At 71.5% G+C, this 18,232-nt stretch carries 9 protein-coding genes; 5 read left to right on the top strand and 4 right to left on the bottom strand.

All coding sequences use genetic code 11. The features are described from left to right. Positions 1-20: 20 nt before the first annotated feature. The 3 genes from ABD299_RS00920 (at position 21) to ABD299_RS00910 (ending at position 7,493) form a co-directional block, all read left to right on the top strand. A complete protein-coding gene (locus tag ABD299_RS00920; RefSeq protein WP_344257969.1) occupies positions 21-1,493 on the top strand; it encodes an aldehyde dehydrogenase family protein in 1,473 nt (490 codons plus the stop codon). 203 nt (positions 1,494-1,696) lie between these two features. Beyond that, positions 1,697-3,346 (top strand): cellulase family glycosylhydrolase, encoded by a 1,650-nt coding sequence (locus ABD299_RS00915; protein WP_344257968.1) that lies wholly within the window; start codon positions 1,697-1,699, stop codon positions 3,344-3,346. Positions 3,347-3,980: 634 nt separating this feature from the next. After that, positions 3,981-7,493: a beta strand repeat-containing protein gene (locus ABD299_RS00910; protein ID WP_344257967.1), complete on the top strand. Its 3,513-nt coding sequence runs from the start codon at positions 3,981-3,983 to the stop codon at positions 7,491-7,493. A gap of 184 nt (positions 7,494-7,677) precedes the next feature. Here the strand turns inward: ABD299_RS00910 and ABD299_RS00905 are convergent, their stop codons facing one another. The 4 genes from ABD299_RS00905 to ABD299_RS00890 all read right to left on the bottom strand — a co-directional run bounded on the left by ABD299_RS00905 (position 7,678) and on the right by ABD299_RS00890 (position 12,792). Then, positions 7,678-8,001 (bottom strand): SCO4225 family membrane protein, encoded by a 324-nt coding sequence (locus ABD299_RS00905; RefSeq protein WP_344257966.1) that lies wholly within the window; start codon positions 7,999-8,001, stop codon positions 7,678-7,680. A gap of 144 nt (positions 8,002-8,145) precedes the next feature. Next, a complete protein-coding gene (locus tag ABD299_RS00900) occupies positions 8,146-9,135 on the bottom strand; it encodes an Acg family FMN-binding oxidoreductase (protein ID WP_344257965.1) in 990 nt (329 codons plus the stop codon). Between the two features lie 196 nt (positions 9,136-9,331). Then, positions 9,332-10,333: a multicopper oxidase domain-containing protein gene (locus tag ABD299_RS25085; RefSeq protein ID WP_425581225.1), complete on the bottom strand. Its 1,002-nt coding sequence runs from the start codon at positions 10,331-10,333 to the stop codon at positions 9,332-9,334. Positions 10,334-12,069: 1,736 nt separating this feature from the next. Then, positions 12,070-12,792, bottom strand: a complete 723-nt coding sequence (locus ABD299_RS00890; protein ID WP_344257962.1) for a helix-turn-helix transcriptional regulator — start codon at positions 12,790-12,792, stop codon at positions 12,070-12,072. Between the two features lie 346 nt (positions 12,793-13,138). Here ABD299_RS00890 and ABD299_RS00885 point away from each other — a divergent pair, with 346 nt between their 5' ends. Then, positions 13,139-14,422, top strand: coding sequence for a nitrate/nitrite transporter (locus ABD299_RS00885; protein ID WP_425581223.1), 1,284 nt, complete (start codon positions 13,139-13,141; stop codon positions 14,420-14,422). A 78-nt stretch (positions 14,423-14,500) separates the two neighbouring features. After that, a complete protein-coding gene (locus ABD299_RS00880) occupies positions 14,501-18,232 on the top strand; it encodes a nitrate reductase subunit alpha (RefSeq protein ID WP_425581222.1) in 3,732 nt (1,243 codons plus the stop codon).

Below are 18,232 nucleotides of genomic sequence, written 5' to 3'. Positions count from 1 at the left end.
CCGCTGGTCACCCTGTCCGTATGTCGCACCATCAGACCCCTCTCCCGTACACCGGCTTCGACCGCATGCCGATCGGCGACCGATGGCGCGCCGGCGGCTCCGGGTCGGTGCAGACCGACACCGACCCCTACACCGGCGACGTCCTCACCGAGATTCCGCTGGCCGGGGCCTCCGATGTCGACGACGCCTACCGCTCCGCGCGCGTCGCCCAGCGCGACTGGGCCGACGCACACCCCACGGAACGGGCCGCGGTCCTGCGCCGCGCCGCCGGCATCATGGCGGAGCGCCACGAGGAGATCGCCGGCTGGCTGACCCGCGAGGCGGGCTGCACCCGGCTGCGGATCGGCATGGAGACGCAGATCTGCCGGGCCATCACCCAGGCAGCCGCGGGCCGCACGTTCCTGGAGATGGAGACCGTCCCTTCCGATGTGCCGGGCAAGGAGAACCGGGTCTACCGCCGGCCCGCCGGGGTCGTCGGCGTGATCAGCCCCTGGAACTTCCCGCTCTTCCTCTCCAACCGCTCCGTCGCCCCCGCGCTGGCCGTCGGCAACGCCGTGGTGCTCAAACCCGCCGGGGACACCCCGGTGACCGGCGGGCTGCTGCTCGCCAAGATCTACGAGGAGGCCGGGCTTCCCCCCGGCGTGCTGAGCGTCGTCATCGGCCGGGGCGGCGAGGTCGGTGACCCGATGGTCGAGCACGAGGTGCCCCGCATCATCTCCTTCACCGGCTCCACCCCGGTAGGCAAGGGCATCGCGGCCAAGGCCGGGCTCAAGCACCTGGCCCTGGAACTCGGGGGCAACGGCCCCCTGGTGATCCTCGACGACGCCGATCTGGACGCCGCCGCCGACGCGGCCGTGCACGGCAGCTACTTCCACCAGGGCCAGGTCTGCATGGCCACCAACCGGGTGATCGCGGACGCGGCCGTGCACGACGATCTCGTCGAGCGGTGCCTGGAACGGGCCAGGGCGCTGCGCACCGGCGACCCCCGGGACGAGAAGACCCAGATCGGTCCTCTGATCAGCGACAGCCAGCTGGATTCGGTACGGGACAAGATCGGCCGGGCCGTCGGGCAGGGAGCCGAGCTGCTGCTCTCCGGGGGACCGCAGGGCCCCACCGGACGGGTACTGCCGCCACACCTGCTGCTGGGCGGCAACGAGGTCGCGACCGCGGCGGAGGAGGTTTTCGGGCCGGTCGCCACCGTCATCCGGGCGGAGGGCGAGGAGGACGCTCTGCGCCTGGCCAACGCCACCGAGTACGGCCTGTCGAGCGGGGTGTTCACCCGTGACACCGAGCGGGGGCTGCGGTTCGCCCGGCGGGTGGAGGCGGGCATGACGCACGTCAACGGCAGCACGGTGCACGACGACATCAACGCCGCGTTCGGCGGTGAGAAGGAGTCCGGCCTGGGGCGCTTCGGCGGCCACTGGATCTTCGACGAGATGACCAGCAGGCACTGGATCAGCGTGCAGCACACCCGGCCCGGCCCGGGCTTCTGACGGCTCCTCGGGTGCGCCCTGCGGGGCGTCGGCCGTGCACTGGTCTTGACGCGGCAATGACAAGAATGGGTTGATAGGGAGGCGGCGCGGGGAGGCGGCCGGCCATCGTTGGGAGCGCTCCCATGCTCTCGGGAGGCCACCGTGCGCCAGTCCATCTCGGTCACCGGTCCCCCTGGCGGGGCCGCGTTCGTCTGGAGTCGCACATGAGAACTGGACCCCGCATCTTGGCGGCCTTCGCGGCCGCCATCGGCCTCCTGCTGTCCCTCCTGGGACTGAGTCGGACCGCGCAGGCCGAACCCGCCGCGGCAGCCACGGGCATCCACGTCCAGGACGGCCGGGTGCTGGAGAGCAACGGCAATGATTTCGTGATGCGGGGGGTGAATCATCCGCACACCTGGTTCACGGGGCGGACCGCCGCGCTCGGGCACATCAAGGAGCTGGGGGCGAACACGGTGCGGGTGGTGCTCTCCAGCGGTGACCGCTGGACCCGCAACGATGTCTCCGATGTACGGAACATCGTCTCGCTGTGCAAGCAGCACCGGCTGATCTGTGTGCTGGAGGTACATGACACCACCGGCTACGGTGAGGAGGGAGCTGCGGCCTCCCTGGATCAGGCTGCCGACTACTGGATCAGCATCCGGGACGCGCTGCGCGGCGAGGAGGACTATGTCGTCATCAACATCGGCAACGAGCCGCACGGCAACACCGGGTACGAGCGGTGGGCGGCCGACACCCGCGGGGCGATCGTCAAGCTGCGGCAGGCCGGGTTCGAGCACGCGCTGATGGTGGACGCCCCGAACTGGGGCCAGGACTGGACGCACACGATGCGGGACAACGCCCGGTCGGTGTTCGACGCGGACCCGCAGGGCAACACGATGTTCTCGATCCACATGTACGGGGTGTTCGAGCAGGAGTCGGTGATCCGTTCCTATCTGACGCACTTCGTGAACGCGGGGCTGCCGATTCTGGTGGGCGAGTTCGGGCATTACCACTCCGACGGCGACCCGGACGAGGACGCCATCCTGCGCATCACCCGGGAGCTGGGCCTGGGCTACCTGGGCTGGTCCTGGAGCGGGAACAGCGGCGGGGTGGACTACCTCGACATGGTCCGTGACTTCGACCCCGCCTCGCTGACCGACTGGGGCCGCCGCATCTTCCACGGCCCCGACGGCATCGGCGACACCTCCCGCGAAGCCACCGTCTACGGCTCCGGCGGCGGCGAGGACACCACACCGCCCACCACGCCCGGAACGCCCGTCGCCTCGGACATCACCGCCACGTCCGTCACCCTGTCGTGGGCCGCTTCCACCGACAACGTGGGGGTCACCGGATACGACGTGGTCCGCGTCGCCACAGGTTCGGAGACCGTGGTGGCCACCTCCGCCGGCAACTCGGCGACCGTCACCGGACTGACGCCGCAGACCGGCTACTCCTTCGCCGTCTACGCGCGCGACGCGGCCGGCAACCGCTCGTCACGCTCGCCCGCGGTGAACGTCACCACCGCGGACGGCGGCGGCCAGGAGCCGGGTGACGCCGCCTGTTCCGTCGCCTACCGGGTGGTGGGGGAGTGGCCGGGCGGCTTCCAGGGAGAGGTCGTGATCAGTAACACCGGCACCTCCGCCCTCGACGGCTGGACGCTGGGCTGGTCCTTCCCGGCCGGCCAGACCGTCACCAACCTGTGGGGCGGCACCGTGACGCAGTCAGGTTCGGCCGTCACCGTCCGGCCGGCCTCCTACACCTCGGTCATCCCGGTGAGCGGCTCGGTCACGCTGGGCTTCACCGGCACCTGGACCGGCTCCAACACCTCGCCGGACACCTTCACCCTCGACAACTCCGCCTGCACCACAGCCTGATTTCGGCGAAGGGCCGGACTGGGAGACCGGTCCGGCCCTTCGCCGTTCCTCCCGGGGCTCTGCTGCCCCCGGAGAGACGCCGATCCGGTCGTCCTCCGGCCGACGCATGATCGTCTGTCACCCGGCAGTCGGCGACGCTGGTGTCGGTCCGCCCGGGATCCGCCCCTCGTATGCACATTCCGTGACGCGGACCCCTGATGACGGATAGACTTCTGCCGCGGTGTGCACTTCTGCCCGTCGGTGGCGGTAATTGATTACGGCGCATCGAATCCGACCTTCCTGTGGCCACTCGGCGCCGGTAAATGTCGCCCTCGGGGCGTGCGGTAGACCCTGTGCGGCGCGTGCCATGAATGAAAATGCAGCCATGGCGCCGATAGTGCGCTCCCTCGTCCGTGGGATTTCTGCCCACGCAGTCTGGCGGCCGGGCAATAGGCGTGCGCCTACTGGAATCAGAGACACGCGGGCATCCAACTGTGCGTCGAATCAGTTGACTTCTGCGGCGCGAAGGCGCGATGAGCGGTGAGTGCTGCCATTTGGGGCCCGGAAGAGAGAAGTGCTTCACGGCGGCACGGAATCAGGCGAGCAAAAATGCCCCCTTCCTCGTCGTGAAGCTACCACGGAAGGGATCTCGATCATGTCAATCACCACACTGACCTCAGCACCCGACCCATCGGTCGTCGGGGAATTGGTCACCTTCACCGTGACGGTGGTCGCGGACGGAACAGAAACCGGCACGCCCACCGGCACGGTGCTGCTCACGATCGACGGCGTCCTGGTTGACGAGCCGCTGACTCTGGACGTGAACGGTCAGGCGGAATACTCGTTGGTCTTCGAGAACGCGGGCACCTACAACGCCACAGCGGCCTATCAAGGGGTGGTCGGCGAGTTCGATCCCTCGTCGGACACCGACACCCAGCAGGTCGATCCCGCGCAGACGACCACCACACTGGACCCTCCGCCCCAGGCGACCGCCGGTGAGCCGGTGACCTGGACCGCGTTCGTCGCGGTGGTGCCGCCCGGGGCCGGGACCCCGACCGGCACGGTGGACTTCACCTACAACGGCACCACGGTCACGGGCACACTGCAGCCCAATGGTGAAGCATCGGTCACCGTGCCTTCTCTCCCGGCGGGAACGTACACCGTCACGGCCGTCTACTCCGGGGACCCGGACTTCGTCTCCTCGACCTCGGCCGCGGTGAGCCAGGTCGTGGTGCCCGTCGACACCCAGACGGTCCTCACCTTCGAGCCGGTTTCCCCCGTGTCGGGTGAGACGGTGGATCTTGTCGCCACGGTGTCGGCGGTGGAGTTGGGTGCGGGAACACCGACCGGGACAGTGGAGTTCACGGTGGACGGTGTTCCGGTGGGAACGGGGACGCTGGACGGCAGCGGCGTGGCCACGGTCTCCACCTCACCGCTGCTGGTCGGTTCGTACACCGTGACCGCGGACTACCAAGGAGAGGGAGACTTCGGCCCCTCTTCGGACACGGCTGCACTGGTCGTGGCCCAGGCCGAGACGGGAATCGAGGTGACCGCAGACCCGGTTTCGCCTGTTGTCGGTGAGGTGGTGACGTTCACGGCGACGGTGTCGGCGGTGGCTCCGGGTGCGGGGACTCCGACCGGGACGGTGGAGTTCACGGTGAACGGTACGGTGCTGACCGGGACGCTGGACGGCAGTGGGGTGGCCACGGCATCCACTCCTCTGGATGTGGGCACCTACACCGTGACCGCGACGTATCAGGGTGATGGTGATTTCACGTCGTCTGTGGGCGTGGTGCAGCAGGTAGTTCAGCAGGCTTCGTCGGAAACTTCGGTTTCGGTTGATCCGAGTCCGTCGGTGGCGGGTGAGGTGGTGTCGCTGACGGCGACGGTGTCGGCGGTGGCTCCGGGTGCGGGGACTCCGACGGGTCTGGTGCAGTTCACGGTGGACGGCGTTTCGGTGGGGACGGGGACGCTGGACGGTAGCGGTGTGGCGACGGTGACGACCGCGTTGCCGGATGCGGGTTCGTATTCGGTGGTGGCGACGTATCTCGGTGATGCCGAGTTCGTGCAGTCGTCGGACACGGTGCTGCAGGTGGTGGAGCAGGCGTCGTCGGAGACGTCGTTGGTGTCGGATCCGAATCCGTCGGTGTCGGGTGAGGTGGTGACGTTCACGGCGACGGTGTCGGCGGTGGCTCCGGGTGCGGGGACTCCGACCGGGACGGTGGAGTTCACGGTGAACGGCACGGTGCTGACCGGAACGCTGGACGGCAGCGGAGTGGCCACGGCGTCCACCACCCTGACGACCGCCGGCCCCTACACACTGACGGCAACCTACTCGGGTGACGCCGAATTCCTCGGTGCAACGGACAGTGATTCCTTGGTCGTCCAACAGGCGTCGTCGGAGACGTCGTTGGTGTCGGATCCGAATCCGTCGGTGTCGGGTGAGGTGGTGACGTTCACGGCGACGGTGTCGGCGGTGGCTCCGGGTGCGGGGACTCCGACCGGGACGGTGGAGTTCGTGATCACCGGTGGTCCGACGCTGACGGGGACGCTGGATGCCGGTGGTGTGGCGACGGTGTCGGCTCCGCTGACCGGGGGGTCGTACCCGGTGACTGCGACGTATCAGGGTGATGGTGATTTCACGTCGTCCTCGGACAGTCTGGTCCAGGTCGTCGGGCAGGCCCAGACCACTACCTCGCTGGTCACCGACCCCAACCCGTCCGTGGTGGGCGAGACGGTGACGTTCACAGCCACAGTGGCGGCGGTGACGCCGGGCTCGGGAACTCCCACTGGGTCCGTGCTGTTCGAGGTGAACGGCACGATGCTGACGGGGACGCTGGATGCCGGTGGCGTGGCCACGGTGTCGACCGAACTGGACACCGCAGGACTGTTCGCGGTCACCGCGACCTACCAGGGGGACAGCGAGTTCGCGCAGTCCTCGGGCACCGTGCTGCAGGTGGTGGAACCCGCGGCTACCACCACCGTGCTGACCTCGGCTCCGAACCCCTCCTCCTCCGGAGAGCAAGTGACGTTCACCGCCACGGTGACAGCCGACGCTCCGGGGGCCGGGACACCGACCGGCACGGTTCAGTTCTTCGTCGACGGCGCCTTGCTGACCGGGACGCTCGACGGCAGCGGTGTGGCCACGGTGTCCACCGCATTGCCCGCCGGCACCTACACCGTGACCGCCAACTACCAGGGGGACGGGAACTACCAGTCCTCCTCGGACAGTCTGGTGCAGGTGGTGGAGCCGGCAGAAACCACGGTCACGCTCACCGCCGCCCCGAATCCGGCGGTCTGCGGCGAACAGGTGACGCTCACCGCGACCGTGGCATCCACGGGTGACGGTGTACCCACCGGTGCCGTCGAATTCGTGGTGCAGGGCGGCCCGACCTATACGGCCGTGCTGGACGGCACAGGAACCGCCACGGTCACCGCCGACTTCCAGCCGGGTACCTACCTGGTGACCGCCACCTACGCGGGAGACGGAGAGTACGCGGGCGCCACCTCGAACCAGGTGACGCTGCAGGTCAACCAGGCGCAGAGCAATCTGACCCTCACCTCGTCACCCAACCCGTCCTCCATCGGCCAGACCGTGACGTTCTGCGCCACTGTGCAGGCGAGTCCCCCCGGGGCGGGCACGCCCTCCGGAACGGTGACCTTCGTGGTCGCCGGCGGCCCCACGCTGACCGGCACGCTCAATGCGAACGGCCAGGTGTGCGTGACCACCAGCTTCGCCACGGCCGGGCCGCGCACCGTCACCGCGACATACAGCGGGGACACCTGCTTCGCCGGGTCCACGGGCAGCATGACGCACAACGTCGGTGCCACCGCCACGCGGATGACCGCCTCACCGGCAACGGTCAGGCTCCGCTACAACGGCACCCTCGTCATCCCGGTGCTCAGCGCCAGGCTCATCAACACCACCACCGGAGCCGGGATTCCGGGCCAGCCGGTCACGTTCCGGGCCAACACCACCTCCGGCCCGGTCCTGCTGGGCACCGCGGTGACCGATGCCAACGGTGTCGCCACCCTGACCAATGTGCCGGTGTCCTGGCTGGTGGTGACCGCCGACACCTACACGGCGAGCTTCGCCGGCGGCGGGGGCTACGGCCCGTCCAGCGCCCAGGGGCGGCTCACCACGGTCTACTACCCCCCGGTCCCCTGATCTGACCACGGTGCTGCCGGCCTGACACAGGCAGCACCCCGGACGCCGCCTCCCGCCGGCCCCTTCCGCCGGGAGGCGGCACGCACCGCCCCGGCTTCCCGCCCTCTTCCGGAGGGGAGGCCGGGGCGGTGTCCTGTCCGGAGCGCTGGGGGAGAGACAGTCGGGCACCCCCGCCACATCGCGCCTATGCCTGAGCCGGGCGGGCGGCGCCCCCGCGCAGAGCCCGCACCGCCAGCCCGAGCAGCGCCGCGTTGATCACGGCCGCCACCGCGACCGCCGCGAAGTAGGCCACGGCCGACCCCTCCGGCAGCAGCAGGACGACGAGACTCGTCGGCGCGGTGAACAGCATCGGGATCACCGCCGCGAAGGAGGCGTCCGCGTGGTCGACGAACATCGTGTCCACGGCCACCCAGGTGAGCAGCGCGAAGGCCGCCGCGAGGTAGATCCGCGACGGCCACGTGCCCGAGATCGCCGAAAAGAAGCGCTGCACCCGCTGGTTGCTGTTCATGTGTCCCCGTCCCTTTCCTGTCTGTGCCACGAGTCTCGCAACGGCGGCCGGCCATGCCATGAGTACGCGTACTCACTTCTGCCGGTGCGCCGCGCGCGGAGTCCTGGGGTCCGTGCACTGGGTGTCCCGGGCCGGGACCCCCGCTCACTCGATGTACAGCACCTCCTCAGCCGGGCGGCGCGGGGACCCGGGTGCTTCCGGTCCGTAGCCGAGCCGCATCACCATCTGCACGTACCCCATGTCGGACTGCGGGTCGCGGGCCACCCACCGCAGGTCGGGCCATTCCAGCGCGTGCGAGGTGAGGGCGGTGGACAGGCCGTTGAGGGTGGCGGCGAGCAGCACCCGCTCCATCGCCTGGCCGGCCCGCAGCCAGTCGCTCCGCCGGTCCTCGGCGGTGCCCAGCAGGACCAGATTGGGGGCGGATTCGAACACCGCCGCCTCGCGGTCGGTCACCGGCCTCCGGCCGGAGAAGTCCCGCACCGGCGCCTTGCCGTCGTGCTTGCGCGGCCCGAAGGTGTACTCCGGGACGCCGTCCCTGGCCGTCTCCGCGGCCTCGTGGCCGACGCGTGTCCAGCGGGCGAGATCCTCCGCACGCCCCGGGTCGGCCGCGTCCCGCCCCTCGGCGTCGTACACCAGGTCCAGCACGTTCTGGACGTGATAGCGGTCGGGAAAGACCAGGCACGCGGCCTCCCGTCGGGCGGCTTCCCGCAGCTCCTCCTGGAGCGCCGCCGGTACCTGCCGCTCATCGAAGGGGGCTCTGCTCGTCCTCCTGCGGGAGATCGCCGGGTGCAGCGCGGCAAGCTCCGCGGCGTCGTCACCGGCCGGGACCAGACGGACCAGGGCCAGCAGCTCCGGGTCCGAGGGGTCCGGCAGCAGCTCGGCCGAGGCCTTCCACCCGCGGTGTGCGGCGGCGACCCGCAGGTTGAGCAGGGCGGCGCCGCAGCCGATGTGCAGGGCCCGGGAGTCGGGGTCGGAGTGCGGCACGGTGCGTCCGGGGTCGGAGCGGAGCTGGAACGTCCGGCTTTCCTTCAGGTACCGGAAGCGCCACGGCTGGGCGTTGTACATCGACGGCGCGGCCGTCGCCTCGGCGACCAGGTCCGTCACGGTTTTCGTGTCGAGTGCGGTTTCGTGCACCGGGGGCCTCTCCCAGGGAGCGTCCCCGGCCGGGGGGCCGGACGCTCCGTCGCTCGTCGTTGATCCACTGCTGCCATCATGCGCGTCCCGACGCCCGGCGCAGCGGTGCCGAAGGTCCCTCACCTGGGCCGTTCGGGCTAAGACTGCCCGAGCCCTGTCCTGCCGGACCCGCCTGCGCGACCGGCGCGGCCACGCCTCACCGGGCCTCGCCGACCTCGAAGGCACCCAGGGCGCCGCGTTCGGCGTCGGTCATGATGTGCGAGACGAAGGGATAGGTCCCCGGCTCCGGGAAGGTCAGCTCCACGAACCCGCCGGCTGCCGGATGCAGGCCCAGCACCTGGGCCCCGCCCTGTTCCGGGTCATCGGGCCGCAGCCGGTAGGCACCCTCCTGGAAGACCGTGTCGAACTGGCCGCCCACGACGTGGAAGGAGCCCGGCCGGTCCGGTCCGGCCGCCAGCACCCAGATGCGCACCCGCTCACCGGCCCGGGCCGCGAGCGGGGCGTGGGCGTACTGGCCGGCGTAGCCGTTGAAGACCACACCGTCGTGGCGCCGTGCCGCCAGCTTGTCCGCGTCCGCCGTGCCGCCCTGGGGACCGAGGTAGAGGTCCGACTGCACCAGCAGGTACTCCCGGTCCGCGCCCGGGAGACCGGGCGGGTCGATGACGACCGCCCCGTACATGCCGTTGGCGATGTGCACCGACATGGGCATCGTCGAGCAGTGGTACATCCACACCCCGCTGCGGGTGGCGGTGAACCGGTAGGTGAGCGACTCGCCCGGCTGGATGGTGCGCATCGGCTCCTCGGGGGCCAGGGCTCCGGCGTGGAAGTCGACGGAGTGGCCGATCGACCCGTCGTTGACCAGGGTGATCTCGAAGGTGTCACCGACACGCCCGCGCAGGGCGGGCCCCGGTGCCGTCCCGCCGAACGTCCACCGGGTCTGCCGGATGCCCGGGGCGACCTCCCGCTCGGTCTCCGTCACGGTCAGGGTGTGCCGGTGCAGGCGGGGGCCGGGCCCGCCGGCGGCTGGCGGCAGCAGCGCATCGTGGGGGACGAACCCCTCACCCGGCTCCGCCGCGGGGTCCAGGACCGCGGGGGCGGACTCCTCCTCCGCCGCTCCCTGGCCGTGACCGGCCCCGCCGCCCTCCCCGTGCTCGTGCCCGGCGGCCGCGGACCCGGTGACCCGCACCTCGAAGACCATGCCCATCTGCCGGTGACCGGGCACCGAGCACCAGCCCTCGGTGTCGCGGCCGACGACCCCGGCGTCGAGGGTCTCCCGCTCGCCCGGTGCGAGCATGCCGGTGCGCGCCCCGGTGTCCAGCACCAGGTCGTGCCGGTCCGTCCCGGTGTTGTGCAGCTCCACCACCAGCCGGTCACCGGCGGGGACATCGACGGCGGCGGGGGAGAAGCGCATGCCCCGCACTTCTACGGCGACGGTCGTGGTGCGCCCGGTGGGGGCCACCTGCCCGCCGTCGTCCCCGGCCGCCGCGGNCGCCGCGGCGGCCGGGGACGACGGCGTCAGGCTTCCCAGGTCGAGGGTTCCGGCCGCGGCGGCGGCCAGCTCCACGGCCGCCAGCCCGGCGGTCACGCCCATCGGCACCCGGCGCGCGCGCACCCCGGCCCCTTCTCCCGTCGCCGCCTCCGGTCCCCGCGCCGGGGCGGGCACGTCCGGTGCGGCGTCCTGCCGCGGGCGCCTGCCGCGCACCACGGTGCGCACCAGCAGCGACAAGAACACCAGCAGCGTCACCAGCAGCAGCACCGCGCAGACCACCCGCACTGTTCCGCGCACCGGGAGAAGGGCCACCAGCAGCGCCGCGTTCGTCACCGTCAGCCGCAGCGGCCAGCCGCGCTCCATCGAGGCGGTGGCGGCCCGCACCGCGGCGGGCCCGCCGCCGAGCACCACCGGGACGAGGAAGCTCAGGGCGCCCAGCAGCACCTGGGCGATCCACCCGGCGGCCAGCGGAGCGGTCAGATACGGGGTGCGCTCGACCACCACCGCCCACGAGGGCGCGGTGACCAGGATGACGGCCAGGGCCACGAGGGCACCGGCCAGCCAGATGGCGCCCGCCGCCACCGACCAGGCGGCGAACGAATGCGGAGGCCTCACGCGGGCCTCGCGGATCCACGGTGCCCCCGCGACCACGAGCCCCGCCGCGTAGAGGGCCACCCCGGCCGCCGCCACCGCCGGCGGACCGGCGAGCGCGGCGGCGACCGCTCCCGTCAGGCCGACAAGCAGCACGGGCAGCGCCGAACGCGCGGCACGCTCCGCGCCGTCCACCACCCGGGTGCGCAGCATCGTCGGCCACAGCGTGATCAGCGTTCCGGCGACGGTCAGACCGATCCAGCCCAGCAGGTTGACCAGCTTGTGGGCGACCAGCACCCGCGCCTGCCAGTCCCCGGGAAGACCGCCGTGGGCCAGCAGAACCCCCAGCGCCGCCCCCGCCGGCAGCAGCGCGGCGGCCGCGACGTAGTAGCGCACCGTCATCGAGAAGCGGCCCGGCAGCGCCCGGCGCAGCAGCCGGACCAGCCACACCGCGTGCGCCGCCACCGCCCCCGCGACGGCGGCCGCCCCCGCCAGCACCGCCGGCCACGACCCGGCGATCATCCCGCCGATCACGGTGGCCGCCCCCGCGTTCAGGACCGCCAGCCGCACGGCCGCCGGCGCTCCGCGTCCGGCTTCGGGCAGCCGCAGCACCGAGGCGGCGAAGTGCCCGGACCAGATGACCACCGCGTTGCTGACCGCACCGAGAAGCAATAGATGGACCAGCAGCCAGCGGGCCACCGGTACGAACGGATGGACCAGCGCGACGACGGCGAAGAGCACCAGCCACACCACCACGACCGCGTTCACCCACAGGTGCCACGAGGCGCGGGGGAACACCCGGGCGTGCCCGGGGGAGGAGGGCAGACCCGGGCCGGGCTCGCTCAGCGAGACGGTCACCGGGAGCACGTCCCCGCGGTGCCGCCGGCCGGCGGGCCGCTTCCCGGCCCTGGTCCCAGGTGCAGCAGGCAGGCGCCGGGCTCGGCGAACGGGATCAGTTCCACCGTCTCCGCGTCTCCGCCCAGCCCGCTCAGGGCGGCCCGGGCCAGCCCGGCGTGCACATTGCAGATGACACCGGGATGCTCGCGGGCCACTTCGATGAACGGGCAGCGGAGAAGCCGCGCCGAAAGCGCCCGCTCGTCCGCCTCCGGCGCGAAGCCGATCTCCTCGAAGAGCTTCAGCACCCCGGCGCGCGCCTGCCGGCCGGAACCCGCGGGCTCCCGTCCGGCGAGCAGGGCACGGCCCCACTCCTCGCCGGCGGCCAGTGCGTCGGCCCGTGGATCGGCGGAGGTGCGCGCGATGCGGGCGGCCAGCACGGCGGCCAGCCCGGCGTACTCGCGTGCCGCCGCCTGCTGCGGCCCGCGGGCACGGTAGCGCCAGGCCGGGCGCCCGCGGCCGGCGGCCGGCGCCCGTTCCCTGGTGACCAGGCCGGTGTCGACGAGCGCGTCGAGGTGCTCCCGGACGGTGTTGGCGTGCAGGCCGCACTGCGGCGCCAGGTCGGCGACGGCGACATGGCCCGGATGCCCGCGAAGACGCAGCAGGACGGCACGGCGCTGCGGGGACATCGACGGGCGGTCGTCCGCCCCGCCGGGCAGCGGACCCATATTTTCCACGGACATAGCCGTAGTATATTGCCCTCGCCGGCCCCGGCACCCCCGGCCGGACCGGTCACCGAACGCCGGGAGCAGCCATGAACGCCGCCCGCACCGCACCAGGGTCCGCCCCCGGCCGCGCGGCACCGCCCCCGCCCACCCGGAGCCCGTGGCCGGGACCAAAGGTCCCGGCAGCCGGCCCGGATGGACCCTTACCCGCGCGGTGCCCCGGCAGAGATGGTTGCCCGGCGCCAAGAACCCTGGCACGCCGCAGCCCTGACACCGCGTCACCACCGGCCCCGGCACGTACCGTCGGTTGCTGGGCGGGGACATGACGAACCGAGCCGAACCCGAGAAGGGTGCGAGTACCGCCATGGACAACCCACGCGAGACAGGAACCGGCCCGCCCGTCCGCGACGCCGACCGGGCCGCGGCGCCAGGCCGCCGGGGCCTGATGCTGGCCGTCGTCACCGCAGGATTCGCCCTCAACTTCTGGGCCTGGGCACTGCTCAGCCCTCTGGGGCCCCGCTTCAAGGACATCCTGGACCTGTCCGCCTTCGAGCAGTCGCTACTCGTCGCCGTGCCCGTGGTGGTCGGCTCACTCGGCCGCATCCCGGTGGGCGCGCTCACCGACCGCTACGGCGGGCGCGTCATGTTCCCCCTGGTCTCCACGGCCACCATCGTCCCGGTGCTCTACCTCGGACTGGCCGGGCACACCTCCCTCGCCGGCCTCCTCGCCGGAGGCTTCTTCCTCGGCATCGGCGGCACCGCCTTCGCCATCGGCGTCCCCTTCGTCAACGCCTGGTTCCCGCCCGAACGCCGCGGGCTGGCCATCGGCGTCTTCGGCGCCGGCATGGGCGGCACCGCCATCAGCGCCCTCACCACCGTCCAGCTCGTCGACCGGTACAGCATCACCACCCCGTTCCTGGTGACCGCCGCCGTACTGGCCGCCTACGCGGTGCTCGCCGCCGTCCTGCTGCGCGACGCGCCCGGCCGCGCCGTCCCCACCCAGCCCCTGATCCGACGCCTGGGCGCCACCGGCAGACTGGGCATCACCTGGCAGGCCTCCGCCCTCTACGCGGTGGCCTTCGGCGGCTACGTCGCCTTCTCCGTCTACCTGCCGGTCCACCTGCAGAACGCCTACGACCTCGAACCCGCCGACGCCGCCCGCCGGATGGCCGGCTTCGTCCTGCTGGCCGTCCTGATGCGCCCGGCCGGCGGATGGCTCTCCGACCGCTTCGGCCCCGCCCGGGTACTGGCCTTCTCCCTCGCCGTCGTCACCGCCGGCGCCCTCCTCCAGTCCGGCACCCCGCCGCTCGCGCCCTGGGGCACCGTCGCCTTCCTGTCCATGGCCCTCGCCCTGGGAGCCGGCAGCGGCGCCACCTTCGCCCTGGTCGCGCTCCTCACCCCCGCCGACAAGGTCGGCTCCGTCACCGGCGTGGTCGGCGCCGCCGGCGGACTGGGCGGATTCATCCCGCCCCTGGTGATGGGCGCCGTCTACGGGGCCACCGACTCCTACGCCGGAGGCATGTTCCTCCTCGCCGCCGTCGCCGCCGGCGCCCTGGCCTACACGATGGCCCGGGTGCGCCCGGCCGAGATCCGCTCCCGGTCCGCACGTGACCCTTCCGCGCCGGGCGTGACGGATGTGCGCCCATGAGGTGACACCCGTTGGCAACAGCACCTGCCCGAACGCAGGCTGACATATCTCCATCTCTGCCCCGGGAGGGACACTGCGGTGAGCAAGAAGAACACTGAACCGGCCGGACGGACGAAGCAGCCACCGGGCATCGACGGCGAACTGAGCGACGCGCTGGTCGGCACCCGCCGCTTCTTCACCCGCGCAGAGGTCTCCGAGGACCACCGCACCCTGCACCGCATCGGCGGGCGGCAGGCCGACGAGTTCTACCGGGACCGCTGGAGCCACGACAAGGTGGTGCGCTCCACCCACGGAGTCAACTGCACCGGCTCCTGCTCCTGGAAGGTGTACGTCAAGGACGGCATCATCACCTGGGAGGCCCAGCAGACCGACTACCCCTCCGTCGGCCCCGACCGCCCCGAGTACGAGCCGCGCGGCTGCCCGCGCGGCGCCGCCTTCTCCTGGTACACCTACTCGCCCACCCGGGTCCGCTACCCGTACGTGCGCGGAGTGCTGCTGGAGATGTACCGGGAGGCCAGGACCCGCCTGGGCGACCCGGTCCTCGCCTGGGCCGACGTCGTCTCCGACCCCGAGCGCTCCCGCCGCTACAAGTCGGTGCGCGGCAAGGGCGGCCTGGTCCGGGCCGGCTGGGACGAGGTCTCCGAGATGATCGCCGCCGCCCACGTCCACACCATCAAGGAGTACGGGCCCGACCGGCTGGCCGGCTTCTCACCGATCCCCGCCATGTCCATGGTCTCCCACGCCGCCGGGGCCCGCTTCTACTCCCTCATCGGCGGGGTGATGCTCTCCTTCTACGACTGGTACGCCGACCTGCCGGTCGCCTCCCCCCAGGTGTTCGGCGACCAGACCGACGTCCCCGAGTCGGGGGACTGGTGGGACGCCGGATACCTCATCATGTGGGGCTCCAACCTGCCGGTCACCCGCACCCCCGACGCCCACTGGATGGCCGAGGCCCGCTACCGGGGACAGAAGGTCGTCGCCGTGGCCCCCGACTACGCCGACAACGTGAAGTTCGCCGACGAATGGGTGCCCGGCAAGCCGGGCACCGACGGCGCTCTCGCCATGTCCATGGGCCACGTGATCCTCAAGGAATTCTTCGTCGACCGGCAGACCGGCTACTTCACCGACTACGTCAAACGCTTCACCGACCTGCCCTTCCTCGTCAGCCTCGAACAGCGCGGCGGCGAGGGGGGCCCCTGGGTCCCCGGCAAGTTCCTGACCGCCTCCGAACTCGCACCGGACGCCGCCGGACAGGAGAACGCCGAGTTCAAGACCGTCCTGCTGGACGCGGCCACCGGAGAGCCCGTGGTGCCCGGCGGCTCCCTCGGCCACCGCTACGGCGAATCCGGCGCCGGACAGTGGAACCTCGACCTCGGCGACACCGACCCCCTGCTCACCGCCGCCGGCGGCGACGAGGCACCCGTCGAGATCGAACTGCCCCGGTTCGACACCGCCGACGGCACCGCCGGCCGGCTGCGCCGGGGAGTCCCCGTGCGCCGCGTCGCCGGCCGCCTCGTCACCACCGTCTACGACCTGCTCCTCGCCCAGTACGGCGTCGCCCGCGACGGCCTTCCCGGACAGTGGCCCACCGGCTACGACGACACCGCCGAGCCCTACACCCCCGCCTGGCAGGAAGAGATCACCGGCGTTCCCGGCAAACAGGCCGCCCGCATCGCCCGCGAGTTCGCCGCCAACGCCGAGGAATCCCGCGGCCGCTCCATGATCATCATGGGCGCCGGCACCAACCACTGGTTCCACTCCGACACCATCTACCGCGCCTTCCTCACCCTCACCACCCTCACCGGCTGCCAGGGCGTCAACGGCGGAGGCTGGGCCCACTACGTCGGCCAGGAGAAGGTCCGCCCCATCACCGGCTACTCCGCCCTGGCCACCGCGGCCGACTGGAACCGGCCCGCCCGCCAGATGATCCAGACCGCCTACTGGTACCTGCACACCGACCAGTTCCGCTACGACCCCTTCAGCGCCGACACCCTCTCCGCCGCCTCCGCCGGAGGCACCTTCGCCGGACGCAGCACCGCCGACGTCATCGCCCAGTCCGCCCGCATGGGCTGGATGCCCTCCTACCCCACCTTCGACCGCAACCCCCTGCGCCTGGCCGAGGACGCCGCCGCCGACGGCCGCGACACCGGCGAATACGTCGCCGCCGAACTCAAGTCCGGCCGCCTCCGCTTCGCCGGCGAGGACCCCGACAACCCCCGCAACTTCCCCCGCGTCCTCACCATCTGGCGCGCCAACCTCCTCGGCTCCTCCGCCAAGGGCAACGAATACTTCCTCAAACACCTCCTCGGCACCGACTCCTCCGTCCGCGCCGACGAGGCACCACCCGGCGCCCGCCCCAAGGACATCGTCTGGCACGACGAGGCCCCCACCGGAAAACTCGACCTGCTGCTCTCCGTCGACTTCCGGATGACCAGCACCACCATCTACTCCGACATCGTGCTCCCCGCCGCCACCTGGTACGAGAAGTACGACCTCAGCAGCACCGACATGCACCCGTTCGTCAACTCCTTCAACCCCGCCATCTCCCCGCCCTGGCAGACCCGCAGCGACTGGGACACCTTCAACACCATCGCCAAGGCCTTCAGCCGCCTGGCCGCCGACCACCTCGGCACCGCCAAGGACGTCGTCGCCGCCCCCCTCATGCACGACACCCCCGACGCCATGGCCACCCCCCACGGCCGCGTCAAGGACTGGAAAGCCGGCGAGTGCGAACCCGTCCCCGGCCGCACCATGCCCAAGATCATCACCGTCGAACGCGACTACGCCGCCGTCGCCGACAAGATGACCGCCATCGGCCCCCTCCTGGACACCCTCGGCGCCACCACCAAGGGCATCACCTTCGACGTCGGCAAAGAACTCGACTACCTGCGCAGCAAGAACGGCACGGTCCGCGGCGGACCCGCCGACGGCCGGCCCAAGATCGTCCGCGACGTGCACGTCTGCGAAGCCATCCTCGCCATGTCCGGCACCACCAACGGCCACCTCGCCACCCAGGGATTCCGCACCCTGGAGGCCCGCACCGGCACCGAACTCGCCGACCTCGCCGCCGAACACGAAGGCAAACGCATCACCTTCGCCGACACCCAGACCGCACCCGCACCCGTCATCACCTCACCCGAATGGTCCGGCTCCGAATCCGGCGGCCGCCGCTACGCCCCCTTCACCATCAACACCGAACGCCTCAAGCCCTGGCACACCCTCACCGGCCGGCAGCACTTCTTCCTCGACCACGACTGGATCGCCGAACTCGGCGAATGGATGCCCGTCTACCGGCCACCCCTCAACATGCACATGCTGTTCGGCGAACCCGACGTCGGCCACAAAGGCGCCCAGGGCATCACCGTCCGCTACCTCACCCCGCACAACAAGTGGTCCATCCACTCCGAATACCAGGACAACCTCTTCATGCTGTCGCTCTCCCGCGGCGGCCCCACCATCTGGATGAGCAAGGAGGACGCCGAACGCATCGGCGTCCACGACAACGACTGGATCGAGGCCGTCAACCGCAACGGCGTCGTCGTCGCCCGCGCCGTCGTCTCCCACCGCATGCCGGAGGGCACCGTCTACATGCACCACGCACAGGACCGCCTCATCGACGTACCCCGCAGCGAAACCAGCGGACGCCGCGGCGGCATCCACAACTCCCTCACCCGGCTGCTCGTCAAACCCAGCCACCTCATCGGCGGCTACGCCCAGCTCTCCTACGCCTTCAACTACCTCGGCCCCACCGGCAACCAGCGCGACGAAGTCACCGTCATCCGCCGCCGCGACCAGGAGGTGACCTACTGA

It is taken from the genome of Streptomyces sodiiphilus (genome assembly GCF_039529215.1).
Lineage (GTDB): Bacteria > Actinomycetota > Actinomycetes > Streptomycetales > Streptomycetaceae > Streptomyces > Streptomyces sodiiphilus.
This window is presented reverse-complemented; position numbering and strand designations above follow the sequence as displayed.